This is a genomic window from Anaerosporobacter sp. (genome assembly GCF_031551385.1).
Taxonomy (GTDB): domain Bacteria; phylum Bacillota; class Clostridia; order Lachnospirales; family Lachnospiraceae; genus Anaerosporobacter.
Genome location: NZ_JAVBNS010000163.1, coordinates 1 through 23,636 on the forward strand (window position 1 = coordinate 1; position 23,636 = coordinate 23,636).

Here is a 23,636-nt window from a genome sequence, read left to right on the forward strand (position 1 = left end):
ATAAAATTGAGCTGTTATTTTTCACTATTTCTGCATGCAATTTGGCGGGATGTTGGTTTGACGTTGTTGATGTAATAATAGTGCTCAATAACGAAAGTTAAGAAAAATGGTATAAAAATCAAACAGAACATTAGATAGGAAGTTGTTAGGAGGGAAAATCAATGGATAAAATAACTTTATGTGGAGATAACTGCATATATTGCCCAAGAAATTTAGCTAAAAACTGATGAGGAGTTATCAGAGGTTGCCAAATTATGGTATAGAGTAGGATGGAGGGATAACATTGTATCAAATGAGGAAATAAGATGTAAGGGATGCTCGTCACATAAGCAATGTACATATGGATTGGTTGATTGCACAAAAGAACATAATGTTGCTCTTTTTTTAATAAAGAGGAAAATTTGAGAAAGTGATAAATTCAAGTGTTTTGATAAGGTATAATTGGACAAATGCTAGTTTTAAGGAGATATTGGTATGAGAGAAGAATAAATAGTTGTTTGAAAGTTCCCTGGATAACTTTGAAAAATTTGTGTAGGAGGTGTGTAATGAAAAAAATACTAATTCATGGTTCAGGACATAAAGTTACGAGCTGGAATGAAACAATCTCATATATGGAAAGCAATAAAGATATTGTGTGTCCAAATTTATCTTCAATCCTTGAAGGAAAAGAAGCAAACTATACTAATTTATATTCATCGTTTACAGAATTTTGTGACAAGATAGATGGACGAATTAATTTATGTGGAATTTCATTAGGAGGTATTTTGGCATTAAACTATGCTTTGGATTTTCCAGACAAAGTGAATACATTAGTTTTAATTGGTACGCCACATAAAATACCAAAGTTAATATTTAGTATTCAAAATATTATTTTTAAATTTTTGCCAAAGTCGGTTTTTGATAACATGGAGTTTAGTAAAAAAGATATATTTACTTTAGGAAACTCTATGAAAAAATTGGATTTTAGCAATAAAGTGCATAATATTAAATGCCCAACGTTAATAATTTGTGGAAAAAAAGATAATGCGAACATCAAATCTGCGTATTACTTATCTGAAAATATTAAAAATGCGGAATTATCAATTATTGAAAATGCTGGACATGTTGTAAATGAAGAAAATCCAGAGGCATTAGCGAAAATATTAGATGATTATTATGGTGAAAGTAATGGAGGTTGGAAAAATGAATAAAAAAATAGTAATCCAATTTACAGCATTAACCTTCGTTATCAGATTCGTTTTTGGGGGCGGTGTGGTGATATGCGAGCAGCTTGGATTCATGCTAAACGATTACACTTTGCTATATGTTCCTTTTTTAATTAGTGCGTGGTCGCCGGCTATTGCTTCACTCATAGTTCTAAGGAAAAATAACGAAGTATCAAGTATAAAAGAATGGTTGAGAAATATTTTTAATATCAAAACATCTGCATTCAATTACTTGTTTGTAGTAGCTTTGCTTATTGTCTATATGGTTTCAATGTTAGTGACTTCCGGTTTGAATAGTGTAAGTCCCATATACATGTTTTTTATCTGGTTGCTTGCATCGTTATTGGCAGGCGCAGGTATGGAAGAAGCTGGTTGGAGATATATTTTGCAACCTGAGTTGGAAAAGAAATTTGGATATTTGCTTTCATGTCTAATTGTTGCTCCGATTCATATATTATGGCATATACCTCTTGGGGTAGGTACGTCATTTTTATGGAACTTAATTAATATATTTGGAATTACTTTTGCATTAGGTGCAATCTATAAAATATCGAGAGGAAATATATTTTTATGTGTGCTTTTTCATTGCATGATTAATGCAGGGATGAGTACTATTATGCCCAATCAGACTACGTTGGGTGTAATTATTACATCTATCATTATGATTAGTGTTTCGATAACCGTAGTTTCAATAAATAAGCATATTAAATCTTAAGGAGATTCAGATGATAAAAGCAATTTTTTTTGATTTATTTTTTACATTAATTTATCCTCAATATGTTAACGAAAATGAATATGATGTAATTGGCATATCAGCAGATGAATGGGAAAGATATGCAGAGGATACTGGTTTATATAATGAAAGAGCCAGAGGAAATGTAAAAGATGAAAAAGAGATAATTGATAAAATCGCTAATATTATGCCATATGAGTTAACAGAAGAACAAAAGCAAGCGATTTTATCAAGACGTGAAGAACGTATGAAAAGAGCATTATTAACAGTTGATAGAAAGATTCTTGAGTTTCTTGAAAAGCTACAAACAAGCGATATTAAGATAGGTCTTATCAGTAATGCAGATTTAATTGATTCAAAGTACTGGAATGAATCACCTTTGGCTAAGTTTTTTGATATAGCAGTATTTTCGTGTGTTGTAGGAATGTTAAAGCCTGAAGTGGGTATTTATAATCTTTCAATGAAAAAACTAGATGTATTGCCAGAAGAAAGTGTTTTTGTGGGTGATGGTGGTTCAAATGAATTGTACGGAGCAAAAATGGCGGGTATGAAAACCGTTTTCACTGAATATTTGGAAACAAAATCGGTCGAGCAGAGAGAAAAGATTATGATGTATGCAGATTGTCATGTTAATAGTTTTGAAGAAATACAATTGGACAAGTACTAATTTATAGGAGATATTAATATGGATGGTAAAACAATTGGTTTTATTATATGGAGCGTTATAGGAGGTATGTTTATATGTTTAGGTATATATTCATATTTTTCAAAAAAAACCGTAGGATTTTGGGCAAATGCAAAAGTATTTGAAGTCACGGATATTAAAAAATATAACCACGCTATAGCTAAGCTATTTTGTATATTTGGCATTGTGTTAATCATTTTAGGACTTCCTTTGCTTGTGGGACAAAATTCAGCATGGGTACTGCTTTCAATTTTGGGACTTATGATAGAAAGCATTGTTGCTATGGTTATTTATTCGCTTGTAATTGAGAAAAAGTATAAAAAAATGTGATAAGAAAAGATATATAGGCAAAAAAGAACAAAACCAGATATTAGAATACCTAATGGTTACAGCTATCAATGAACAGAATAAATCAGAATGTGATGGATTGTGTGATGTAGATACTTTATAGTTTGGACAGCAGCAACGTGTGCTTAATATTTTGTGAAAGGAGACAAAGCAGTTATGGATAAAATCATGGAAAGAATTTTAGGTGAGTTGGGAGATCACGAATTAATCGATAGACTGCTTGCTCTGCCAAGATCTGACCTTAATTCTCTGTTACTTAAATTGTTTGAAATGCAAACAGAAAATATTGCTCCACAGGAACTGCTGAAAGCATATGCTATGAATCGCTTTGCTGTTCCAAGCGATATGAGTCCTTTGGAATATCATAGGATGGAACATCGGTTATTGGCTTTAGCGGAGGAGCTTGGTATAAAAGGAATCCTTCTTTCCCCGGCAGCACCCATTGCAAGTTGCTCCGCATTTGGCTATGTTGCGCAAAATAATGTCGTTAGTGCTTTGCGTGGAACTGAAATCGTTTCTGATCCGACAAATATGTTAGCAGTTATTATTGCAGATAGCCTCAAAAGGCATAATGTGGATAATAAGAATCCATTATACTACTGTACAACTTCAAGAGTTTTACGGGCACAGAGGTTTCCAAATAGACCAGGATATTTTAGTCATTTTGGACTCTTCTGCATTGTATCTTCAGGTAAAGACAAGGGCTCCTATTCATGCGAAAAAGAAATGCTCATCAGGCACATTGAATACTATAAGCAACTATTGTTAAATGAAGCCCATGCAAAACTCTCCATAGTGTTAAGAAAACGAAATGGCTATACAGATAATGATGGATTCTTCAACAGAATGTGCGAGATCATTAAGGGTGCATTGCCTGATGTCTCGCTTTCCTTGGATTTTGAAGATGAGAACAACGGCTATTACAAAGGCATTAACTTTAAACTGTATCTAGAGAAAGATGATAGTACCTTTGAAATTGGCGATGGCGGTTTTGTTGATTGGATTCAAAGTATGACTGGAAATGTAAAAGAGCGGTGCCTTATTAGTTGTACAGCCATTGATAGACTTATGCTATTGTGATTTTGCAGATAAACGTGCCTAATAAGCATAATGTGCAGTCGTCAAATTCAAATTTATCGCAGAGATAAAACAGAACATTAAAACAGAATTAGTGGAGGAGAAACATGAGAATACTTGAAGTTAACAAAAGAACTCCGTTACTGACGCAGCAGTTATTAGCAATATGGGAGGAATCCGTAAGAGCAACACATCTATTTCTATCGGACAGCGAAATTAAAAGTATCAAGGAATATGTTCCACAAGCGTTAAGCCAGATACCATATCTGATTGTTGCAGAAAACGAGGGTGGATTTCCCGTTGCATTTATGGGCATTGAAGATGGACGATTGGAGATGCTTTTTATTGCTCCGGCGTGCAGAGGTGACGGATTGGGAAAGCGCCTCTTGCAGCACGGCATCGAGAATTATTCAATAAATAAGTTGAGTGTAAATGAACAAAATCCTCAAGCAAAAGGTTTTTATGAACATATGGGATTTGAAGTTTATAAAAGAACAGAAAGTGATGAGCAGGGGAATCCTTATCCTATTTTATATATGAAGTTGGACTGACAAATAATAATTAGTGAATATGAAGCTTAGGTGAATGGTGAGTATCCGCTATGAAATGATTAAAGAAATAGAGGTAGAAAAATGAATCAAGATCCTTTTAAGGAATATTTAATAGAAACAGAACCAAACAAAAGAGATAAAGGTTATGCATGGCATACAGCTATAGGTCTTCAAGCAGTAGACGGTTTGAAGCCTTCCCAATACTTAATTAATGTAGCTATTCGAAACATTGAAGGTGAACTATCAATTGATGAAGTACAAAAAATCTTGAACGCATATTACGAAGAAAATCCAAAGATTGTTAATGATAATAGAACTGAAGAAGCGGACAAGGTTTCTGTTCGTATAGTTAAGCTATTGTCTGAAAAAGCTTTCAGCTTTACACCTAATGAATATATTTCCATTCACAAAAAACTATTCATAGGTATTTATAATTATGCTGGTCAGATTCGCGACTATAACATTACAAAAAAAGAATGGGTGCTAGATGGAGAAACAGTTCTTTATGGAAGTGCATCTGAACTTAAAGCAACATTAGAATATGATTTTTTACAAGAGAAAAATTTCAGTTATAATGGATTATCAATGGATGAGATTATTCATCACCTTGCTGTTTTTATATCAAGGCTTTGGCAAATCCATATTTTCGGTGAAGGTAATACACGAACTACTGCTGTATTTTTGATAAAATACCTAAGAAGCTTAGGTTTTGAAGCAACCAATGACATTTTTGCACAAAATGCTTGGTATTTTAGAAATTCTCTAGTACGTGCTAACTATAATAATTTAGTAAAAGGAATTCACGAGACAACGGTATATCTCGAACTGTTCCTGAGGAATCTTCTTTGCGAAGAAAAAAATGAATTGCATAATAGAAACATGCATATTAGTGGAATATATAAGAATAACACAAAACCGGACATTGGCATTTTAAAACCGGACATTGATGTGATGGAAATATACACTGAACAGCTTGCAAATTTTACTGCAAAAACAATAAAACATATACAACAAATGTATAATACTTTTAGTAATGACAAAGTGTTTGGTAGGTTAGATATGCAGTCAGTGACAAATTTAGGCTCTAGTAGGGCATCAGAATTACTAAAAGAATTAACACGGCTAGAAGTCATTGAATCTGTAAATGGAGAAGGGAAAGGAAAATATAGGTTTAGAGAATATCTGATAATAAGAAAAGAAGAAAGGAAACGAATATGAAAATAATTAGCGATATAAGGCTGTATAAAAGTGATATTGATAACATAAACGGTAACTCACTTCCAAGCGGTTTTTCTGATCGTTCACTCAATTTGACTGTTCGTAGGATAGCAATGAAGCTGAGGGAGTACTCTTTTTCTTTAGGAGAATTCGATCATTTATATCTGAATTTTACAAATTGCCTGCCTGACGGAACTATTGAGCCGGCAAAAAGGACAGTAGATAGGTATAGTCCATGGTATCGGTACTATGATATAGGAGTAAGTCAGGATGTATTTGTACATCTTGGATCAGAGAATACTGTTCCCAAAATGTTAGAACTGATAAAGCAAACTCTCATCCAGTATTTTGTACTAGATGAGAATGATAAGAAAGTAATTGATACAGCTATTAATGCTGTTGTAACTAATGGCTCTAAAACGCTTATGCGTTTCAAGGAGAAAAAAGCTGCCAAAACAACAGCGGTAATCTATTTGCAGTTATTAGATACAGCAGGTTATCTGCCTATTATCAGCGTTTGTGATTTACAGGGTAAAGAGCTTTTAAGAGAAAATCTACCTGAAACTTTTGATCTTTCATCAATTGGAGAGATTCAGTTGAGCAGTAAAAAAATTACTGTAAAGCCACGGAAGAATGCCTTTGCTCAAAATTTGGAACCAATATCTTTTTCGTTTAACTTGTAAAGATAAGAATGAATAGATAATATTAAATCAGAATTTAATAGAGGTGGATATGGATAAAGAAAAATTAGCAATAGTAGAAAAATTGAAATGTGACTATGAGGAAGAAAAAGAAATAATAGAGTGTTTATCAAAAATTAACGATTCTCAAATGCTTCATGTATATATGCTGAATTATAACTGGGATGATGGTCTCAATATTCCTCAAATGATAGTTGAAAATGGAAAAATTGAATTGAGTACAGCTATGCTAATATTTTATATGGCAGATGGCTATTCTTACCTGATAGACAGAGAAGAATCTCATAATCCGCTTCGGAAAAACTGGGAGATATTTATTAAAGACCTTTATCAAAATATTCTTCAAGGGAAATTTACTAAAGGAGAAATCGGTTACAAAGTTCCATTATCAAAAGTACAAAAGTACTGTTTTTGTGGGTATTATCTCCTGCGTCGACATTAGATGATATTTATAATGAAATTACAAGGGACAAAGAAATTTGGGGTCTTAAATTAAATGACACCTATTGTTTGGTTAAAAATATTTCTGTTGATTAAGTTATAAGTATAATCTTCACTCCTACAACTTCAAATTTATCGCAGAGATAAAACAGAACATTAAAACAGAATTAGTGGAGGAGAAACATGAGAATACTTGAAGTTAACAAAAGAACTCCGTTACTGATGCAGCAGCTATTAGCAATATGGGAGGAATCCGTAAGAGCAACACATCTGTTTCTATCGGACAGCGAAATTAAAAGTATCAAGGAATATGTTCCACAAGCGTTAAGTCAGATACCGTATCTGATTGTTGCAGAAAACGAGGGTGGATTTCCCGTTGCATTTATGGGCAGTGAAGATGGACGATTGGAGATGCTTTTTATTGCTCAGGCGTGCAGAGGTAACGGATTGGGAAAGCGCCTTTTGCAGCACGGCATTGAGAATTATTCAATAAATAAGTTGAGTGTAAATGAACAAAATCCTCAAGCAAAAGGTTTTTATGAACATATGGGATTTGAAGTTTATAAAAGAACAAAAAGTGATGAGCAGGGGAATCCTTATCCTATTTTATATATGAAGTTGAACTGACAAATCAATAGTTTTGAAGAAATACAATTGAGCAAAAGTATAAAAAATAAAAATATGATTGTTCGCTCAACTGTAATTGTATTAAAAAAGAAAGAGGGTGCAAAATTTGGTTGAATTAAGAGTATATAATAATGAAATGCAACAGGACATTAAAGATTTCTATTATAAATGTTTCAAAAATTTAGGTTTGGGCTATGAGCCAGGGGGCAGACATTTTGATACTGTAAACATTCAAGAGGAATATATGTCAAGCGGTTGTATGTGGTGTCTTTATGATGGTGATTTATTAATAGGCACGGTCGCTGTTAAGAATATCAATATGGAAGCAAAAAACGAAAAAATTGCAGAATTGAAGCGATTGTTTGTGTTAAAAGAATATCAAAACAGGGGTTATGGAAAATTATTGCTTGAAGACGCAATTTCTTATGCACATGAAAATGGGTTTGATAAAATACGTCTTGATTCTAAAATAGAATTCAGCACAGCAGTGCATTTATATCGCAAGTATGGGTTTACTGAAATACCTGCCTATAATGATAATACAAAAGCAGATTTGTATATGGAATTAAAATTAAATTAGTATAAAAAGTAGATAATCCTAATGTAACGAAAAAATAAGGAAAGAGGAGATTTAAAATGAATAACTTTGATTTTTGTAGTCCAACTTATTTTGTCTTTGGAAAAGACAGAGAGAATGAAACAGGAGTATATGTTAAGAAGTATAATGGTACGAAAGTACTATTACATTATGGTGGAGGTAGTGTAATTAAGACGGGATTATTAGATAGAGTAAAGTCTTCTTTATCAAAAGAAGGTATAGGATATGTTGAATTAGGTGGAGCAGCACCTAATCCAAGAAGTGGACTTGTATATGAAGGTATTAAATTGTGTAAAGAAGAAAATGTAGACTTTATACTTGCAGTAGGAGGAGGTTCTGTTATTGATTCCTCTAAAGCAATTGCGGCAGGTGTTTTATATGATGGTGACTTTTGGGACTTCTATTCCGGAAAAGCAGCTTTAATGAATGCGTTACCAGTAGGAACTGTATTAACAATTGCGGCAGCAGGAAGCGAAGGATCAGGGGATACAGTTATTACACATGAGGATGGTATGTTGAAAAGAGGTGCAGGTGGCGACTGTCTTAGACCTAAATTCTCTATCCTTAATCCAGCTTTGACCCAAACTGTATCTACGTATCAAACAGCCTGTGGAGCAACAGATATAATTGCTCATGTATTTGAACGTTACTTTACAAATACAACAGAAGTAGAGGTTACAGATAGATTATGTGAATCAATTATACTGACAATGATTAAAGAAACTCCTAGAGTAATAAGCAATCCTGATAATTATGATGCAAGAGCAAACATAATGTGGGCAGGAATGGTAGCTCATAATAATATTGTAGGTGTAGGAAGAACACAAGATTGGAATAGCCATGGTATAGAGCATGAATTATCTGCATTATACGATTGTGCCCACGGAGCAGGATTGGCAGTAATTATGCCGGCATGGATGAAATATGTAATGAAACATGATATAATGCGTTTTTGCCAAATGGCAACTCGTATATTTGGTTGCGAAATGAATTTTGCTCAACCAGAGGTTACAGCGTTAGAAGGAATAAATAGATTTAAGCAATTTCTATCATCAATAGGAATGCCAACTAGTTTTAGAGAATTAGGGGCAAAGGCAGATGATATAGATTACTTGGTTGATACATTTGGAATTGGTGATGGTAAGACAGGTGGATTCGTACAATTAGCAAAAGAAGATATAAGGGCTATCTATGAGATAGCGGCAAATGAGTAGACTGTAGAGGTTTTTTAAGAGGAGGAAATATGGCAATTTCAACAATAAAAGCAAGTTTGGCGTGTGAAATAGAGGAGGTTTGGAATACAGTCACTTCGTTAGAAAACTATTCATGGAGAAGTGATTTAAGTAAAATAGAAGTATTGGAAAATGGTAATAAATTTGTAGAATATACTAAAGAAGGTTATGCAACAAATTTTACAGTGACAGTGTCAGAAAGCCCTAAACGCTGGGAATTTGATATGGAAAATGATAATATGAAAGGGCATTGGATAGGAGTGTTTTCATATCAAGATGGCATAACAATAGTCGATTTTACAGAAAATGTAACAGCAAAGAAATTCATAATGAAACCTTTTGTAGGTATGTATCTTAAGAAACAACAAAATACATATATTAACGATTTGAGAAAAGCTTTAGAAGGGTAATAGGTTTTATGGCAAAAGAAGAACTATATACACCAATAAGAGAAAAGAATGATGTGCTCAATTGGCTTCTTGAAGATGGAAACCCAGAAGTGAAATACCGCACAATGACCGAACTCTTGGATATGTCAAAAGATGAATCTGAAGTAAAAAAGGCTTATAACAGTTTGTTAAGCTCAGGTACAATCAGTTTAGTTATGGATAAATTTAAACTTGGTAAAGAGTGGGATGATGTCACTGCTTTAATTGCACTTGCCGAATTTGGACTAACTCGCAATGATATTTCAACTGATGACTATATTGAACGTATTATCAAGAGCATGAATCTTAAAGATATGAAGTGCTCTAAAATACTCCTGCTGAGAAATTTAGTGTTGCTCGGATATTATGAACATGCATGGGTAAAAAAACAAGTATTTTCGTCTTTTTCGACCATGCGAGAAGATGGTACATTTAGATGTTTGGATAAAGGAAAGAGAACAAATGACTCTAAGTTGCCGGATATGGGTTGTTACAGACAAACTACGACATATCTTTTGCTTGCAGCAGAGCTAAAAAAAATAGGTGTTGTTTTTCCAGAGTTCCAGCAATTGATAAACTTTTACATAAACAACCATGTAGTATTCCAACCTAATAATCCTGAAAAGTTAATTATTGAAGAAATGGCAGGGACATACTATCCATTTGATCATGTGAAGCTGGGATTGCAAATGACAATGTACGGGCTTTCGGTTCTTGGTGCAGCAAATCATCCAAATTGCAACAAGGCATGGGCATTGTTAGAGAGCAAAAAAGATAGCAACGGTAAATATGTTCTTGATAAGTCTCATCCATATTTTAAGGTAGGAAAAATTGGCGAATCCAATAAGTGGATAACACTTTATGCGCTCCTATCAGAAAAGTATCGTATGTTATAAGTATTAGGTCGGTTTACAAACTTAAATTTATGAGGAGTTATCAGGGTCCACTAGATTATGGTATAGAGTAGGATGGAGAAAATACGGATAAATGATTAGAAGGAAATCGAATAGGCTATTTTGTAAAATTGGTGAATTTTCAAAATTAACTCAAGTGTCTATTCGAATGTTGCGGCATTAGTTTATAGCTAGTGCCGCTATTAAATATCAAATTTATCTTTTTTTATGTTATAATGAGCTAAGAGATAGTTATGCTTATTAAGAATAATTAAATTTAATTACCAATATTAGGAGGTATTATAAGAATGATTTCTGAAGTTTACGAGCGACGTAGTGTACGGAAATATAAGGATGAACCAATATCTAAGGAAGACATTCTGGAGATTATCCAAAGTGGTATAAAGGCTCCTTCATCAAAAAATAGACAGCCATGGAAATATATTATTCTACAGGGGAAAGAAAAAGAGGAGATGTTGAATGCTTTTAGTAACGGAATTATAAGGGAAGAGACAGGGAAAGCATTGTTACCACAAAGCAGAAAACATATTGCCGGTGCTAAATATACAGTTAAGATATTAGAACAGGCACCTGTTGTTATTTTGGTAGTAAATTCGTTAGGGAAAAGTATTTTGGATGAAATGACACCTGAAGAACGTATATATGAGATATGTAATATTCAATCTATAAGTGCTTCCATACAAAATATGCTTCTCACGGCAACACAAAAAGGAATTGGAAGTCTTTGGATATGTGATATTTATTTTGCTTATGCGGAATTATGTGAATGGCTGAAAGCAGATGGGGAACTGATTGCAGCAGTTGCATTGGGTTATCCCGATGAGTACCCAAAAGAAAGACCTCGTAGAGCGATTGAAGATATTGTTGAATGGAGAAATTGAGATAAAAAGATATATACATATTTGTTGAAATTAGAGATAAATTAGTTATAGAGAGAAGGTATAAGATGACAGAAAAATACGAAGTAGTTACATTATGTGGTAGCACACAGTTTAAAGAAGATTTTATCCAAATTCAAAAAGCATTAACATTGAAAGGTAAGATTGTAATTTCAGTAGGATTCTTTGAACATACTGATGTAATAACGGATGAGCAGAAACTAATGCTTGATGATATGCACAAGAGAAAAATTGAAATGTCAGATACTATTTTTGTAATTAATAAGGGCGGATATATCGGAAAAAGTACAATGTCAGAGATTGAGTATGCCAAAAGCATAGGTAAAAAAATTGAGTATTTGGAGAAACAGAGTTGAAATATAATATGTAGGAGAAAGTATACAATGATGTTAGTGGGAACAGGCGATAGTCCATGGATATTACAGTTTTACCAGAAGAATGGTTTTGGAATTTCTCAAGGATTAAGAATTTCACCGGATGAATTGGAAGCAACATATATAAATAAGCATGAAGCAAATATGAAGCGTTGGTAAACTCGAATTTGATTGGATAAATACAAGATCAATAGGTTCATTGTAGTTAGGAGAGTAAAAATGGAAAATAAAGAAATAACAGCATTTGATTTATTGATAGAATCTCATCTTGATTTAGATAGACAAGGTCCCGGAAGTTCAGAAATGACCTTGAAAGCATTGAGTTTTGTTGAGAACTTAGATGAAAATTCAAAAGTAGCTGATATTGGCTGTGGCACAGGTGGACAAACAATGGTGCTTGCAAAAAAGTTAGATTGCCATGTCACAGGTATTGATATGATTATTGATTTTATAAATACCTTTAATGATAAAGCGATAAAACAAGATTTAAATAATAAGGTGAAAGGAATTGTTGGTGATGCCTTTGAACTTCCTTTTGAAAAGGAAGAGCTTGATCTGATTTGGTCAGAAGGAATGATTGACAGTATAGGCTTTGAAAAAGCACTTACCTATTGGAATGGATTCTTAAAAAAGGGTGGTTACGTTGTGGTAACAAGTCCTTCATGGTTGAAAACAGAACGCCCTGACGATTTAGCAAAGTTCTGGAATGATGCAGGAAGTGGTTTGTATTCAGTAGAGGATAATATCAAGGCAATGCAACAGTCGGGTTATAGCTTTGTATCCGCATTTACATTGCCGGAAGAATGTTGGACACAGAATTATTATGTTCCAAGATCAGCTGCTGAAAATGAATTGCCGAAAAAGTATCCGAACAACGAAATGGTCAAGGCTTATATCAAAGAGATGAAGTATGAGGTTGACTTGTACGAAAAGTATAAAGAAATTTATGGTTATGTGTTTTATATTGGAAAAAAATGTAAGTTGAACAGATTAGATAAAGGATAAATGATGATATGCATAAGAGGAAAATTGATATGGCAGATACGATTTTTGTGATTAGCAAGGATGGATATATTGGAAAAAGCACAATGTCAGAAATTGAGTATGCTAAAAGCTTAGGTAAAAAGATTGCATATTTAGAGAACTGCAAAAATACATAAATTGTAGGAGATAATAGTGTGGAAATAAAGCTTATAAAAAATAACAAGAAAGATTTTATTGATTTACTACTTTTGGCAGATGAACAAGAGGACATGATTGCCAAATATTTAGAACGAGGCGAGCTGTTTGCATTATACGATGGTGACCTAAAAAGTATCTGTGTTGTTACAATGGAAAGTGATGAGGTTTGTGAACTGAAAAATATAGCCACTTATGAAAAATGGCATGGGAAAGGGTATGGAAGCAAGCTTTTAAACCACATATCTGTGTATTACAAAGGCAAGTATAAAACAATGTTAGTAGGAACAGGTGATAGCCCATGGATACTACAGTTTTACCAGAAAAATGGTTTTAGAATTTCTCATAGGATTAAGAACTTCTTTGTTGATAACTACAACCACCCAATGTTTGAAGATGGTGTACAGCTGGTAGATATGATTTATCTAAGTAAAACATTATGATTTAGACTAAATTATAGCTTAGAGGAGGGAACTAATTTTAAGCTTGACAATTTATACTTATATTGATATATTGTAATTGATATTGGGCAAAATGCTTGATCCACGCTTGTTAGGGAAAATTTCCTTAACAGGCGTTTTTTTATTTTAAAGTATAAAGGAGAGAAAAACAATGGTTACAATTAGTAAATTTAGTTACGAAAATCCAAGATATGTAAGTCTTCTCAAACGAAAAAGTAGTATTTCCAAAGAGGTAGAAACTGTCGTTAAAGAAGTATTGGAAAATGTCAAGACACAAGGGGATGAAGCGTTATATGCTTATATGAAAAAATTTGATAATGTTGACATTAATGAAATCGGTTTATTTGTATCAGAAAAAGAATTTGCAGATGCAAAAGAAAAAGTATCAGAGGAGTTTAAAGAGGCGGTAAAAAAGGCATGTGACAATATTTTTAGATTTCACAAGAAACAATTACCTGTAGGTTTTTCTGAAACATATGAAGATGGTACAATACTAGAACGAAAATATACACCAATCAACAGTGTTGCTGTTACAGTTCCCGGAAACATGGCACCTCTGGTTTCTAGTTTGTTTATGAACTTAATTCCCGCAATAGTTGGGGGTGTACCAAACATATATATACTAACAAAACCAAGGATTGATGGAACAATTGATGAACACTTACTATATGTAGCCGACTACTTAAATGTTAAAAATTATTATAAAATATCAGGCTCTCAGGGCTTAGCAGCTGTCGCTTATGGGACAGAAACGGTCAAAAAAGTTGATGCAATAACTGGTCCAGGTAATGAGTTTACTCAAATGGCGAAAAAACAGCTATTTGGTGAAGTTAAAATTGATTTTATTGCAGGCCCTTCAGAAATTGCAATTATTGCTGATGAAAATGCAAATCCTACATACATTGCAGCTGATATGATGTCTCAGGCTGAACACGGAACAGGATTTGAAGCAAGCACTACTTTTTGCCTATCGCAGGAGCAAGCAAATAAAATAAATAATGAAATTATCCGCTTGTGCAATGAAAATAATCTTGTTGGTGCGACTAAGAAAGCATTTGAAAATTATGGGGATATTTTTGTTGTTGATTCAATTTGGGAAGCTGTAGATGCTGTAAACCAAATTGCTCCGGAGCATGCAGAATTATTATTAGACGATTACCAAGATGTACTTCCTAAATTAACAAATGTGGGTGCGGTATTTGTTGGTGAATACAGTACTGAATCGGTAGGCGATTATTTTTGTGGAACAAATCACATTCTTCCGACGTGTGGAACAGCAAAATTTTCATCAGGAATGTCTGTACAAGAGTTTATGAGAGGATATAGTATTATTAACTATCCGGAATCTGCGTTAAAGAAAAATGCTGATTCAATCATTAAGCTTGCAGAGTCAGAGGGGATGATGGCACATGCACTGGCAGTTAAAGTGAGAAAATAAGCATTTAAAAACGCAGAGGATTGTGTTATAATGTGAGACATATATTGTGCAACTGTTTAACTTAAAAGAGGTATTATTTATGATTAAAATAGAGAAGGGAAATATGCAAATTGCAGAGAGGCTAGTAACATTCGAAACATGTCCCAGTTTTTCAGGAATTTTATGCGGAAATTCAGCAGGTAAGATATGGGTTGATGAAATAGAAAATCCACATTTTGCCATTGTTTATTCAGCACCAGTTGGATCATTTGGAGTATTAGGTAGAGTTAAGAATGATATAGAGTACAATTTGTTGGTTGAATTTATTCAAAATGAATTGTTTCAGCAGCTAAAAGAATCAGGAGAAACAGATTTTGAATTTTCAGCAGATGATTTAGAACTTGAGCAAAGGTTGCTTAAAACATTCGAAAAAAATAAAATTGTACAAGATCAGGAAATTTACTTTGTATATGAAAATAAGAAGCCTACTATAAATATTCCCATTAAAAACTATTCTTTTCGTCAGGTCGATAAGGAATGTATAGAAGAGGATTTCAAGAATAAAGAATTTTTAATGGATAAGATTTTTGAATCATGGGGAACAGCTGAATCATATTTGAAAATGGGTGTGGCATTTATAGCGACAAATGAAAACAAAATAATAGGAATTATTATGGGGTCATCTAATTACAATGATGTTTTACCAATAGATATTGAAATAATAGAGGAATATCGACAATTAGGAATAGCTTCGGAATTGACAAAGTATTTTTTAAATTATTGTTTTGAACAAAGAAAAGTAGCATATTGGAATTGTATTACTTCGAATATTGCATCACAAAGGCTTGCAGAAAAGGCGGGATTTAAATGCATAGGAAAGAATTATTACTATTATTTTAGTATGTAGATAATTTACGAAGGTGCTATGAAAATGCTTTCTGAATAGATTATTTATATTAAGGACGGTGAAGATATGGAAAAGCAAAAGAATTATTCACATATTATTTGGGATTGGAATGGAACGCTTTTTGATGATGTTGATTGGTGCATTCAAGTTGTCAATCAAATGCTTTCAAAACGTAAAATTAAAACATTAGACGGTATTTTAGATTACCATAAAGCCTTTTGCTTTCCTATTATCAATTATTATAAGAATGTGGGTTTTGATTTTTCAACGCAGTCATTTGAAGAGTTGGCAAAAGAATATATTTCAATTTATCATTCAGATAAAACCGGCAATTGTAAATTACATGAAAATGTTGAGCAAGTATTAAAAAGCGTGAAAGAATTAGGAATTAAGCAGGTTATTCTTTCAGCATCTGAGAAAAGCAATCTGTTGTCACAGATGAATGACTTTAAAATTTGTCAATATTTTGAAGAAATTCTTGGGCTATCTGATGTTTATGCAAAAAGTAAAATTGATGTGGGTTTAGACTATATTTCTCGGGAAAAAGTTCGCGATGTGATTTTAATAGGGGACACAGAACACGATTATGAAGTTGCAAAAGCACTTAATGCTGAATGCATTATCGTTGCAAATGGGCATCAAAGTAAGGCTAAATTAAAGTCGCTTGGTGTACCGGTTTTGGATGATGTTTTACATGTTTTAGAGTTTGTTTAATGGCAAAACAAAGTTGAAAGGATGAAAATAGCAATGAGATTAGGTGCAATAGTTATAGATAGTGATAATATTGAAGAACTATCTGATTTTTATGTAAGGCTACTTGGATGGACAAAGAGAAGTCAAATTTCGGAAGAAGAAAAATGGATTATTGTAGCAAAGGAGGATTATAGCGAAACTCCTATAGTGTTTCAAGAGAACCCTGATTATAGGGAACCAAAATGGCCAGCCAATAAGGATGAACAGCAACAGATGGTACATTTGGATTTTTATGTTAGAATGGATGAGTTTGAAAGTAAAATTGAGCATGCGATTACATGTGGAGCTAAAATATCAGAAGATCAATATTCCGATAACTGGAAAGTAATGTTTGATCCTTCTGCACACCCGTTTTGTATTATTCCTATACCTAATGATATATATCAGCAACGCTATAATTAGTTGTAAGACGCAAATCTAGCTTGATTATAAATATAAAAGATAATATAAACTATTAAGGCAGAATTTAAAAAGGAGAGACGCATTGAATATAGACAATTTTACTAATAGAGCAGAAGCATATTCTAAAGGGAGACCTGGATATACCAGCGAATGCATTGACAAAATCATTGAACTTGCACCTACAAATGCAGTGTTTGCGGACATTGGAGCTGGAACGGGAAAGCTTACAAAAGAACTTGCAGAACGTGGATATACTATTTATGCAGTTGAACCTAATAAAGATATGCGTACACAACTTTCGGTTGCAGTTGATACATATACCAATGTAAAAATCATTGATGGTTCTGCTGAAAATACAACACTTCCAGATAATTGTATTGATGCTATTACTGTGGCACATGCATTACATTGGTTTGACTTAGAAGAACTAAATAAGACATTTGATGAAAAAAGTATCGATGGACAATTATGCTGTAATAGAGTAACAGGTATATATTGTGAATCAGATAAAACACAATAAAAAGGAGAAATTAATTATGTTTTTTTCTAAGATTGAGAATGTAGAATTAGTGTTGCCATTTAAGTCTAAAGCAAATAAGGAAGAATTTGAAGCCGGAGTTATAGAGATTGAAGCATATGGAAATGTTTTTGGAGAAGAAAAATACTGTTACGCAATGTATGATATGACAGATGCAAAGATGTATGTGAATAAAGATTATGAGGATATTATAAGCTTGCTTAGAAATTCAACAGGTAAAAATATAAAGGTTAATTTCAAAATTAAGAAAGGAAAAGTGAAAGACTTTGAAATTGATTTAGAATCACTTGCATTAGCTTATAATGATGAAAGATTTTGTAAATTAGACTTATTAGCATCAGGGCTAAATGATAAGGATGTTTGGAGGTAATAAAAATATATGGATTATATGGAAATACGAAAAAACTTTGAAAAGCATGGATTTATAACACAGTTATTTGCTAGTAAAGAAGAGGCAAGAGATTACCTTTCTAGTAAATTGCAAGGCCGAACTATAGGCTTTGGTGGAAGTGTAACCCTAAAAGAAATGGAATTATACGAAGCATTGCAGCAAAACAATGTTGTTATATGGCATAATAAAGTAGCTTCAATGGAAGTTCGAAACCTTGCTAGTAATGCAAGCATTTATATAACTAGTGCAAATGCGGTAACCCAGTTAGGAGAGATTGTAAATATTGACGGAACGGGTAACAGAGTTGCTATGACTTCCTTCGGTCCAGAAACTTGCTATTATGTGGTAGGAAAAAATAAAATTACAAAGAATATAGAACAAGCAATATACAGAAGTAAAAATGTGGCATCTCCATTGAATGCTAGGCGAGTAGGTGTAAAAACACCATGTGCCATAAAAGGTGATAAGTGTTATGATTGTAATAGTCCTGATCGAATTTGTCGTATAACAACAATAATTGAACGTCCGCCGATGGGAATGAATTGTGAAATTATATTTATTGATGAAGAATTAGGTTATTAGTATTTTGGGAAGGAGAACAATATGTTAATATTTAGACCATATAAAAATTGTGATGCTAAAACAATAGTCACATGGATTGATGATGAGAAAACCTTTTATCTGTGGTCGGCTGACGTTATAGGAAAATATCCTATTTCAGCTGATGAATTAAATGATAACTATGAAAAACAAAAAGATAATGCAAATTTCATGGTTTTTACTGCATGCAATGAGGAAAATGTTCCGGTGGGGCATATGATTATGAGATTTTTAGACGAAGAACACAAGAAGCTCCGTTTTGGGTTTATTATTGTAGATGGCAGAGTAAGAGGTAAGGGATATGGAAAGGAAATGTTATTACTTGCTCAGAAATATGCTTTTGAATTTTTACATGTAGATGAAATTTCGCTTGGTGTATTTGTGGATAACAGTAATGCTATGTACTGTTATAAATCTGTCGGATTTGCAGAGTCTGGGGAACTTACAAAATACAATATAAATAATGAAGAATGGGAATGTATGGACTTAATCATACAGAAGGTAACATCATGATTACACACAAAGGAACACAAAATATTCAAACAGAAAGATTGCATTTAAGAAAATATAGTATAAATGATGCAGAAGATATATTTAAAAATTATGCAACTGACGAAAGAGTCGCAAAGTTTCTCACATGGGAAAAATACGAAAATATTGAAGATTTAAAGACGTTTATTTTTTCACAAATAAATGCATATGAAGATAATATATATAGCTGGGTTATTGAATACCAAAATGAAGTGATAGGGAGCATATCTGTTACAGAAAAAAGCGAGAAAAATAAATCATGTGAGATTGGATACTGTATAGGTTTTGAGTTTTGGAATAAGGGCATTACTACTGAAGCGGTGTCTGCGGTTATAAAGTATCTTTTTGAAGTAGGGTATCATCGTATAGTTGCAAAGCATGATGTTGAAAATCCTGCATCTGGTAAAGTGATGATGAAATGTAATATGACATATGAGGGAAGATTGCGCGAATACTATTTGCGTCACGATGGGACATATTCTGATTCACTTGTGTATAGTATATTAATAAGTGAAATTCACTAAAGTGCAATGGGATTTAATTACAAAAATACTAAGAACATATTGACAAAAAGGAGCAAAACATTTATGATTAAAGTAATGTTTATATGTCACGGAAATATATGCCGCTCTCCTATGGCGGAGTTTGTATTGAAGGACATGGTGGAAAAGAGAGGTTTGAAAGACGAATTTCATATTGTTTCTTCGGCAACAAGCACAGAAGAATTGGGAAATCCTGTTCACAGCGGAACTAGGAATGTCTTGAAAAAAAAGGGGATTTCTGTAGAAGGTAAATACGCAGTTAGGTTGCAAAAAAATGATTATAGTAACTACGATTATTTTATTGGAATGGATAGTGCAAACATCCATAATATATATAAAATATTTGGTGGTGATAATGAGGGTAAGGTGTATAAGATGCTATACTTTGCAGACGCGAGCGCAGATGTCGATGATCCATGGTATACAGGAGATTTCGAAACTACGTATCGCGATATTTATGCAGGGTGCGAAGGCTTTCTTGAACATCTAGGAATGTAACAATTAAAAACGGCGTTGCTTAGGCTAGAGAAAGGTGCGATTCTATGGAGAAGGTTTATATAATAAGCGATGACACCAAATTGTTTGACTTGATGAACAATGTCAGTAAATATGGGGATTTTTTTGATCAAATAGCTTTTGTTTCAGAGCAAAACTCAATAAATATTATGGATAGAAATAAGTGCGTAATTATTGCAAAAGATGATTACGAGCTTGATGTTTTGCGTCTATTGGCAAAGAAAATGTACGTAATACTATGTACGGGGGATGACGAGTTAAAAATAGAGATAGAAGAGGATAATAATCTATTTGTAGTAAGTAGACCATACAGAATTGATGAATTATATTGCTGTCTTAAAAATATTTTAAAATATATTACGTTAGAAACGAAGATGGAAAAAAGGATGATTAAGGAGATAGATGCTAGAAAAGTAGCAGAAACAGACTATCTTACAGGTCTTCCGAACAGAAGAGGATTGTATGAGCATTTTGAATTGAATAAAAAGGGTAATTCAGTTCATTGTATGTTTTTAGATATAGATAACTTTAAGAAAGTAAATGATACATATGGTCATAAGATTGGCGATAAGCTTCTTATAAAAGTGAGCCATATGGTAAAAGAAAAGATAGGAAACGCATTCCTTGCCAGGATGGGTGGAGATGAGTATGCTGTTATGATTGAAGGCAGCGTTTCACGAGAACAAGTGGTTTTGATTGCAGAGAATATATTAAAGTCAGTAGATGAAATAGAAATGAGTATGGATATAAATTCTATTATATCCTTTAGTATAGGTATTATATTTGATCAGCCAGCTAGTCAAGATTTAGATGATATTTTGTTAAAATGTGATATTGCGATGTACCAGGCGAAGAAGAGTGGCAAGGGAAAATATATTATATACAACAGTATTGAGGAGCAGTTTACATATAAGTTATCGGTGCTAAGAGAGAAAAATGCAGCACTGGCAGCGGGTCAGTTTAAAGTATTTTTCCAACCTCGAATGAATATGGTTACATCTGGAATAGACTGTACAGAGGCTAAAATATGGTGGGATCATCCAAAAGATGGCTTGAGACATCATTCTGTATTTATGGAGATTCTTGAAGAAGATGGGTTTGTGGTTGAACTTGAGATGTACATATTTGAACAATTATGTCAGAATATGAAAACGTGGAAAAATACACCACTTGATAAGCTACCTGTATTTATGAACATATCAAGAAAACATTTTCTTGTGGGAAATATAGTGGAGCAGCTTCAAAAAACCGTTGAGATGTATGATTTAAAGCCTGAAAGATTTATTATAGGAATAAACGATCTTGATACATCAGAAAAAGCAACATTGGCTGTAAAGAAATTAAAAAAAGCAGGATATTCTATATCATATAAAAAGAGCATTGGAAATATCGGTGTGTCTTTGCTTGATATAAATGATAACCTTGCAGATCAATGGGTAATAGACACAGAACTTACAAAGAGTATGCTAAACAGCCGTTCTAGCGCAACTATGATAAAGAGTATAATATCACTTGCGAGAGAGCTGAATATAAAAATTGTAGCAAGAGGAATTGAAGACAAAAAGTCTGTAGAATATTTATCAGGTTATGGCTGTAATATTGGTGTAGGAAAGTATTTTTCAGAGGCATTAAAGCCGGAAGCATTTGTGGAATATGCTCTTCAAAATATATACGAAGAAAATAATACTTTTGTTTATGATTTTGATGGTACATTAGAAGAACGTACAGGAAAAAATAAAGGTAGATATGTTGGAGAAAAGTGCATATTTGAATACTGCGAAGAATTAGAAAAGCAAGTAATAAGATTTACAGGTGGAGCAGTTCTTCAAAATGTAGTAGAGTTACCAAACGAAGTAATGCGTACACAAAACTATACAGTATCTATTATGATGAGCGTAGAAGAATTTAGTTATTGGACCAGTGTATTCTATACAGAGTATAGCAATGGATTCATGAGTGTTATGCCTTTTGCGTGGGATGGAATAGTAATGCTTAGAGTAAAGGATCTGCTCTATGAGGATGAATGGCATGATGCTATCGGGCATAGTATAGAGTTGAATGAATGGTATTATGTAACTGCTACATATAACAGTAGGAAATCTGAAAGCAGGGTATATGTAAACGGCGAGCTTTTTGCATTCAGAGATGATGTACATACAATTGAATCACCTACGAGAGTAGTGGTTGGTGGAGATACTTTTATGGATTCTTTTACAGGTAGAATAAGTCAAGTTACGATTCATGATTGCGTTCTCTCAGTGGATGACATTCGAGATGAGTATAAGAAGAGTTTTGAGAAGTTAGAAAAAAATAAAAAGTAGTAAAAAATTCACGTGAATTTTTATTATAAAACAAAGAAATCGTCGATATATGCTGGCGATTTCTTTGTTTTTTCAATCAAATGTATTTTTAATGTAAAATTTAATTAAAATTAGCTAAAAAGCCAAAATGAAAATAGACATGCAGGATAAAAAGTGATATAATATCTGCATATGCAAAACTATAAAAAATGTTTTTAAGGAGGAAATTAAAGATGAAATTTTTCGTTGATACAGCTAATGTAGAAGACATCAAAAAAGCGAATGATATGGGTGTTATTTGCGGAGTTACTACAAATCCATCACTTATTGCTAAGGAAGGTAGAGATTTTGTAGAAGTTATTAAAGAGATTACATCTATAGTAGATGGTCCTATAAGTGGAGAAGTAAAAGCTACTACAGTGGATGCAGAAACTATGATTGCAGAAGGTAGAGAAATTGCAAAAATTCATCCAAATATGATAGTAAAGATTCCTATGACAGTAGAAGGTCTAAAGGCTACTAAGGTTTTAAAATCAGAAGGGATTAAAACAAACGTAACATTAGTATTTACTGCAAATCAAGCATTGCTTGCAGCTAGAGCTGGCGCAACATATGTATCACCATTCTTAGGCAGACTTGATGATATTTCACAGAATGGTACTGATTTAATCAGACAAATTGCAGATATGTTTGCAGTTGCTGGTATAGAAACAGAAATTATAGCTGCTTCAGTTAGAAATCCTATTCATGTAACGGATTGTGCTTTAGCAGGAGCAGATATTGCTACAGTTCCATATTCTGTTATAGAACAGATGACAAAGCATCCTTTAACAGATCAAGGAATCGTAAAATTCCAAGAAGATTATAGAAAAGTTTTTGGCGAATAAAAAAAGATTCGGCTAAAGCCGAACTTTGCAAGAATGCTTTGCATTCTGTGGAAAAATTTTTTATTAATAAATCAATTTAAAGGAGACGGATTATGGATAAATTGGAACTACAAAAAAAGGCCAATGAGGTTCGTAAAGGAATTGTAACAGCAGTGCATAGTGCAAAAGCTGGACATCCAGG

32 protein-coding genes and 1 pseudogene are annotated in these 23,636 nt (G+C 33.1%); all 33 read left to right on the forward strand.

What is annotated here, in order from left to right:
• Window positions 1–545 precede the first annotated feature (545 nt).
• Window positions 546–1,190: an alpha/beta fold hydrolase gene (locus tag RMR19_RS13260; RefSeq protein ID WP_310603972.1), complete on the forward strand. Its 645-nt coding sequence runs from the start codon at window positions 546–548 to the stop codon at window positions 1,188–1,190.
• Window positions 1,183–1,920, forward strand: coding sequence for a CPBP family intramembrane glutamic endopeptidase (locus RMR19_RS13265; protein WP_310603973.1), 738 nt, complete (start codon window positions 1,183–1,185; stop codon window positions 1,918–1,920). The genes RMR19_RS13260 and RMR19_RS13265 overlap by 8 nt, the downstream gene beginning before the upstream one ends.
• A gap of 10 nt (window positions 1,921–1,930) precedes the next feature.
• Window positions 1,931–2,605: an HAD family hydrolase gene (locus tag RMR19_RS13270; protein ID WP_310603974.1), complete on the forward strand. Its 675-nt coding sequence runs from the start codon at window positions 1,931–1,933 to the stop codon at window positions 2,603–2,605.
• An 18-nt stretch (window positions 2,606–2,623) separates the two neighbouring features.
• Window positions 2,624–2,953: a hypothetical protein gene (locus RMR19_RS13275; protein ID WP_310603975.1), complete on the forward strand. Its 330-nt coding sequence runs from the start codon at window positions 2,624–2,626 to the stop codon at window positions 2,951–2,953.
• A 174-nt stretch (window positions 2,954–3,127) separates the two neighbouring features.
• Window positions 3,128–4,051 (forward strand): hypothetical protein, encoded by a 924-nt coding sequence (locus RMR19_RS13280; RefSeq protein WP_310603976.1) that lies wholly within the window; start codon window positions 3,128–3,130, stop codon window positions 4,049–4,051.
• A 104-nt stretch (window positions 4,052–4,155) separates the two neighbouring features.
• A complete protein-coding gene (locus RMR19_RS13285) occupies window positions 4,156–4,599 on the forward strand; it encodes a GNAT family N-acetyltransferase (RefSeq protein ID WP_310603977.1) in 444 nt (147 codons plus the stop codon).
• 81 nt (window positions 4,600–4,680) lie between these two features.
• Window positions 4,681–5,817, forward strand: coding sequence for a Fic family protein (locus tag RMR19_RS13290; protein WP_310603978.1), 1,137 nt, complete (start codon window positions 4,681–4,683; stop codon window positions 5,815–5,817).
• Complete coding sequence (locus tag RMR19_RS13295; RefSeq protein WP_310603979.1) at window positions 5,814–6,500, forward strand: hypothetical protein; 687 nt, start codon at window positions 5,814–5,816, stop codon at window positions 6,498–6,500. Before RMR19_RS13290 ends, RMR19_RS13295 begins: the two co-directional genes overlap by 4 nt.
• Before the next feature lie 49 nt (window positions 6,501–6,549).
• Complete coding sequence (locus RMR19_RS13300; RefSeq protein ID WP_310603980.1) at window positions 6,550–6,960, forward strand: DUF4274 domain-containing protein; 411 nt, start codon at window positions 6,550–6,552, stop codon at window positions 6,958–6,960.
• Between the two features lie 182 nt (window positions 6,961–7,142).
• Window positions 7,143–7,586 carry a GNAT family N-acetyltransferase gene (locus RMR19_RS13305; protein WP_310603981.1) on the forward strand — a complete coding sequence of 148 codons (444 nt, stop codon included), beginning with the start codon at window positions 7,143–7,145 and terminating at the stop codon, window positions 7,584–7,586.
• A gap of 106 nt (window positions 7,587–7,692) precedes the next feature.
• Window positions 7,693–8,166: a GNAT family N-acetyltransferase gene (locus RMR19_RS13310; RefSeq protein WP_310603982.1), complete on the forward strand. Its 474-nt coding sequence runs from the start codon at window positions 7,693–7,695 to the stop codon at window positions 8,164–8,166.
• A 56-nt stretch (window positions 8,167–8,222) separates the two neighbouring features.
• Entirely contained in the window at window positions 8,223–9,398 is a 1,176-nt protein-coding gene (locus RMR19_RS13315; protein ID WP_310603983.1) for an iron-containing alcohol dehydrogenase, read from the forward strand.
• 29 nt (window positions 9,399–9,427) lie between these two features.
• Complete coding sequence (locus tag RMR19_RS13320) at window positions 9,428–9,826, forward strand: SRPBCC family protein (protein WP_310603984.1); 399 nt, start codon at window positions 9,428–9,430, stop codon at window positions 9,824–9,826.
• 8 nt (window positions 9,827–9,834) lie between these two features.
• Entirely contained in the window at window positions 9,835–10,740 is a 906-nt protein-coding gene (locus RMR19_RS13325) for a hypothetical protein (protein ID WP_310603985.1), read from the forward strand.
• A gap of 308 nt (window positions 10,741–11,048) precedes the next feature.
• Window positions 11,049–11,639 carry a nitroreductase family protein gene (locus RMR19_RS13330; protein ID WP_442871544.1) on the forward strand — a complete coding sequence of 197 codons (591 nt, stop codon included), beginning with the start codon at window positions 11,049–11,051 and terminating at the stop codon, window positions 11,637–11,639.
• A gap of 65 nt (window positions 11,640–11,704) precedes the next feature.
• Window positions 11,705–12,013, forward strand: coding sequence for a hypothetical protein (locus tag RMR19_RS13335; protein WP_310603987.1), 309 nt, complete (start codon window positions 11,705–11,707; stop codon window positions 12,011–12,013).
• Window positions 12,014–12,040: 27 nt separating this feature from the next.
• Window positions 12,041–12,190, forward strand: a complete 150-nt coding sequence (locus RMR19_RS13340) for a hypothetical protein (protein WP_310603988.1) — start codon at window positions 12,041–12,043, stop codon at window positions 12,188–12,190.
• A 60-nt stretch (window positions 12,191–12,250) separates the two neighbouring features.
• Complete coding sequence (locus RMR19_RS13345) at window positions 12,251–13,036, forward strand: class I SAM-dependent methyltransferase (protein ID WP_310603989.1); 786 nt, start codon at window positions 12,251–12,253, stop codon at window positions 13,034–13,036.
• Window positions 13,037–13,065: 29 nt separating this feature from the next.
• Window positions 13,066–13,191 carry a hypothetical protein gene (locus tag RMR19_RS13350; protein ID WP_310603990.1) on the forward strand — a complete coding sequence of 42 codons (126 nt, stop codon included), beginning with the start codon at window positions 13,066–13,068 and terminating at the stop codon, window positions 13,189–13,191.
• An 18-nt stretch (window positions 13,192–13,209) separates the two neighbouring features.
• Window positions 13,210–13,653, forward strand: a complete 444-nt coding sequence (locus RMR19_RS13355; RefSeq protein WP_310603991.1) for a GNAT family N-acetyltransferase — start codon at window positions 13,210–13,212, stop codon at window positions 13,651–13,653.
• Between the two features lie 169 nt (window positions 13,654–13,822).
• A complete protein-coding gene (gene hisD, locus RMR19_RS13360; protein ID WP_310603992.1) occupies window positions 13,823–15,109 on the forward strand; it encodes a histidinol dehydrogenase in 1,287 nt (428 codons plus the stop codon).
• 79 nt (window positions 15,110–15,188) lie between these two features.
• Complete coding sequence (locus tag RMR19_RS13365) at window positions 15,189–15,995, forward strand: GNAT family N-acetyltransferase (RefSeq protein WP_310603993.1); 807 nt, start codon at window positions 15,189–15,191, stop codon at window positions 15,993–15,995.
• A gap of 66 nt (window positions 15,996–16,061) precedes the next feature.
• Window positions 16,062–16,709 carry an HAD family hydrolase gene (locus RMR19_RS13370; protein WP_310603994.1) on the forward strand — a complete coding sequence of 216 codons (648 nt, stop codon included), beginning with the start codon at window positions 16,062–16,064 and terminating at the stop codon, window positions 16,707–16,709.
• A 33-nt stretch (window positions 16,710–16,742) separates the two neighbouring features.
• Window positions 16,743–17,150 (forward strand): VOC family protein, encoded by a 408-nt coding sequence (locus RMR19_RS13375; RefSeq protein ID WP_310603995.1) that lies wholly within the window; start codon window positions 16,743–16,745, stop codon window positions 17,148–17,150.
• An 82-nt stretch (window positions 17,151–17,232) separates the two neighbouring features.
• The gene (locus RMR19_RS13380; protein ID WP_310603996.1) at window positions 17,233–17,670 is read left to right on the forward strand and encodes a class I SAM-dependent methyltransferase; all 438 of its coding nucleotides are present in this window, start codon (window positions 17,233–17,235) and stop codon (window positions 17,668–17,670) included.
• Between the two features lie 16 nt (window positions 17,671–17,686).
• Complete coding sequence (locus tag RMR19_RS13385) at window positions 17,687–18,058, forward strand: hypothetical protein (protein WP_310603997.1); 372 nt, start codon at window positions 17,687–17,689, stop codon at window positions 18,056–18,058.
• A gap of 9 nt (window positions 18,059–18,067) precedes the next feature.
• The gene (locus tag RMR19_RS13390) at window positions 18,068–18,661 is read left to right on the forward strand and encodes a lactate utilization protein (RefSeq protein WP_310603998.1); all 594 of its coding nucleotides are present in this window, start codon (window positions 18,068–18,070) and stop codon (window positions 18,659–18,661) included.
• 21 nt (window positions 18,662–18,682) lie between these two features.
• The gene (locus tag RMR19_RS13395; protein WP_310603999.1) at window positions 18,683–19,192 is read left to right on the forward strand and encodes a GNAT family N-acetyltransferase; all 510 of its coding nucleotides are present in this window, start codon (window positions 18,683–18,685) and stop codon (window positions 19,190–19,192) included.
• A complete protein-coding gene (locus RMR19_RS13400) occupies window positions 19,189–19,734 on the forward strand; it encodes a GNAT family N-acetyltransferase (RefSeq protein WP_310604000.1) in 546 nt (181 codons plus the stop codon). Before RMR19_RS13395 ends, RMR19_RS13400 begins: the two co-directional genes overlap by 4 nt.
• Window positions 19,735–19,797: 63 nt before the next feature.
• Window positions 19,798–20,250, forward strand: a complete 453-nt coding sequence (locus RMR19_RS13405) for a low molecular weight protein-tyrosine-phosphatase (protein WP_310604001.1) — start codon at window positions 19,798–19,800, stop codon at window positions 20,248–20,250.
• A 44-nt stretch (window positions 20,251–20,294) separates the two neighbouring features.
• Window positions 20,295–22,589 (forward strand): EAL domain-containing protein, encoded by a 2,295-nt coding sequence (locus RMR19_RS13410; protein ID WP_310604002.1) that lies wholly within the window; start codon window positions 20,295–20,297, stop codon window positions 22,587–22,589.
• 212 nt (window positions 22,590–22,801) lie between these two features.
• Window positions 22,802–23,455 (forward strand): fructose-6-phosphate aldolase, encoded by a 654-nt coding sequence (gene fsa / locus RMR19_RS13415; RefSeq protein WP_310604003.1) that lies wholly within the window; start codon window positions 22,802–22,804, stop codon window positions 23,453–23,455.
• Window positions 23,456–23,547: 92 nt separating this feature from the next.
• Window positions 23,548–23,636: pseudogene (locus RMR19_RS22065) on the forward strand (transketolase); the annotation flags it as partial.

What these genes read in the sequence shown, in the direction of transcription:
- RMR19_RS13350 (WP_310603990.1), top strand. Translation starts at nt 13,066, where the DNA reads ATGGCAGATACGATTTTTGTGATTAGCAAGGATGGATATATTGGAAAA.
- RMR19_RS13320 (WP_310603984.1), top strand. Translation starts at nt 9,428, where the DNA reads ATGGCAATTTCAACAATAAAAGCAAGTTTGGCGTGTGAAATAGAGGAG.
- RMR19_RS13410 (WP_310604002.1), top strand. Translation starts at nt 20,295, where the DNA reads ATGGAGAAGGTTTATATAATAAGCGATGACACCAAATTGTTTGACTTG.
- RMR19_RS13325 (WP_310603985.1), top strand. Translation starts at nt 9,835, where the DNA reads ATGGCAAAAGAAGAACTATATACACCAATAAGAGAAAAGAATGATGTG.
- hisD (WP_310603992.1), top strand. Translation starts at nt 13,823, where the DNA reads ATGGTTACAATTAGTAAATTTAGTTACGAAAATCCAAGATATGTAAGT.
- RMR19_RS13395 (WP_310603999.1), top strand. Translation starts at nt 18,683, where the DNA reads ATGTTAATATTTAGACCATATAAAAATTGTGATGCTAAAACAATAGTC.
- RMR19_RS13400 (WP_310604000.1), top strand. Translation starts at nt 19,189, where the DNA reads ATGATTACACACAAAGGAACACAAAATATTCAAACAGAAAGATTGCAT.
- RMR19_RS13345 (WP_310603989.1), top strand. Translation starts at nt 12,251, where the DNA reads ATGGAAAATAAAGAAATAACAGCATTTGATTTATTGATAGAATCTCAT.
- RMR19_RS13280 (WP_310603976.1), top strand. Translation starts at nt 3,128, where the DNA reads ATGGATAAAATCATGGAAAGAATTTTAGGTGAGTTGGGAGATCACGAA.
- RMR19_RS13275 (WP_310603975.1), top strand. Translation starts at nt 2,624, where the DNA reads ATGGATGGTAAAACAATTGGTTTTATTATATGGAGCGTTATAGGAGGT.
- RMR19_RS13300 (WP_310603980.1), top strand. Translation starts at nt 6,550, where the DNA reads ATGGATAAAGAAAAATTAGCAATAGTAGAAAAATTGAAATGTGACTAT.
- RMR19_RS13285 (WP_310603977.1), top strand. Translation starts at nt 4,156, where the DNA reads ATGAGAATACTTGAAGTTAACAAAAGAACTCCGTTACTGACGCAGCAG.
- fsa (WP_310604003.1), top strand. Translation starts at nt 22,802, where the DNA reads ATGAAATTTTTCGTTGATACAGCTAATGTAGAAGACATCAAAAAAGCG.
- RMR19_RS13305 (WP_310603981.1), top strand. Translation starts at nt 7,143, where the DNA reads ATGAGAATACTTGAAGTTAACAAAAGAACTCCGTTACTGATGCAGCAG.
- RMR19_RS13315 (WP_310603983.1), top strand. Translation starts at nt 8,223, where the DNA reads ATGAATAACTTTGATTTTTGTAGTCCAACTTATTTTGTCTTTGGAAAA.
- RMR19_RS13260 (WP_310603972.1), top strand. Translation starts at nt 546, where the DNA reads ATGAAAAAAATACTAATTCATGGTTCAGGACATAAAGTTACGAGCTGG.
- RMR19_RS13405 (WP_310604001.1), top strand. Translation starts at nt 19,798, where the DNA reads ATGATTAAAGTAATGTTTATATGTCACGGAAATATATGCCGCTCTCCT.
- RMR19_RS13385 (WP_310603997.1), top strand. Translation starts at nt 17,687, where the DNA reads ATGTTTTTTTCTAAGATTGAGAATGTAGAATTAGTGTTGCCATTTAAG.
- RMR19_RS13390 (WP_310603998.1), top strand. Translation starts at nt 18,068, where the DNA reads ATGGATTATATGGAAATACGAAAAAACTTTGAAAAGCATGGATTTATA.
- RMR19_RS13365 (WP_310603993.1), top strand. Translation starts at nt 15,189, where the DNA reads ATGATTAAAATAGAGAAGGGAAATATGCAAATTGCAGAGAGGCTAGTA.
- RMR19_RS13375 (WP_310603995.1), top strand. Translation starts at nt 16,743, where the DNA reads ATGAGATTAGGTGCAATAGTTATAGATAGTGATAATATTGAAGAACTA.
- RMR19_RS13265 (WP_310603973.1), top strand. Translation starts at nt 1,183, where the DNA reads ATGAATAAAAAAATAGTAATCCAATTTACAGCATTAACCTTCGTTATC.
- RMR19_RS13270 (WP_310603974.1), top strand. Translation starts at nt 1,931, where the DNA reads ATGATAAAAGCAATTTTTTTTGATTTATTTTTTACATTAATTTATCCT.
- RMR19_RS13340 (WP_310603988.1), top strand. Translation starts at nt 12,041, where the DNA reads ATGATGTTAGTGGGAACAGGCGATAGTCCATGGATATTACAGTTTTAC.
- RMR19_RS13370 (WP_310603994.1), top strand. Translation starts at nt 16,062, where the DNA reads ATGGAAAAGCAAAAGAATTATTCACATATTATTTGGGATTGGAATGGA.
- RMR19_RS13295 (WP_310603979.1), top strand. Translation starts at nt 5,814, where the DNA reads ATGAAAATAATTAGCGATATAAGGCTGTATAAAAGTGATATTGATAAC.
- RMR19_RS13290 (WP_310603978.1), top strand. Translation starts at nt 4,681, where the DNA reads ATGAATCAAGATCCTTTTAAGGAATATTTAATAGAAACAGAACCAAAC.
- RMR19_RS13335 (WP_310603987.1), top strand. Translation starts at nt 11,705, where the DNA reads ATGACAGAAAAATACGAAGTAGTTACATTATGTGGTAGCACACAGTTT.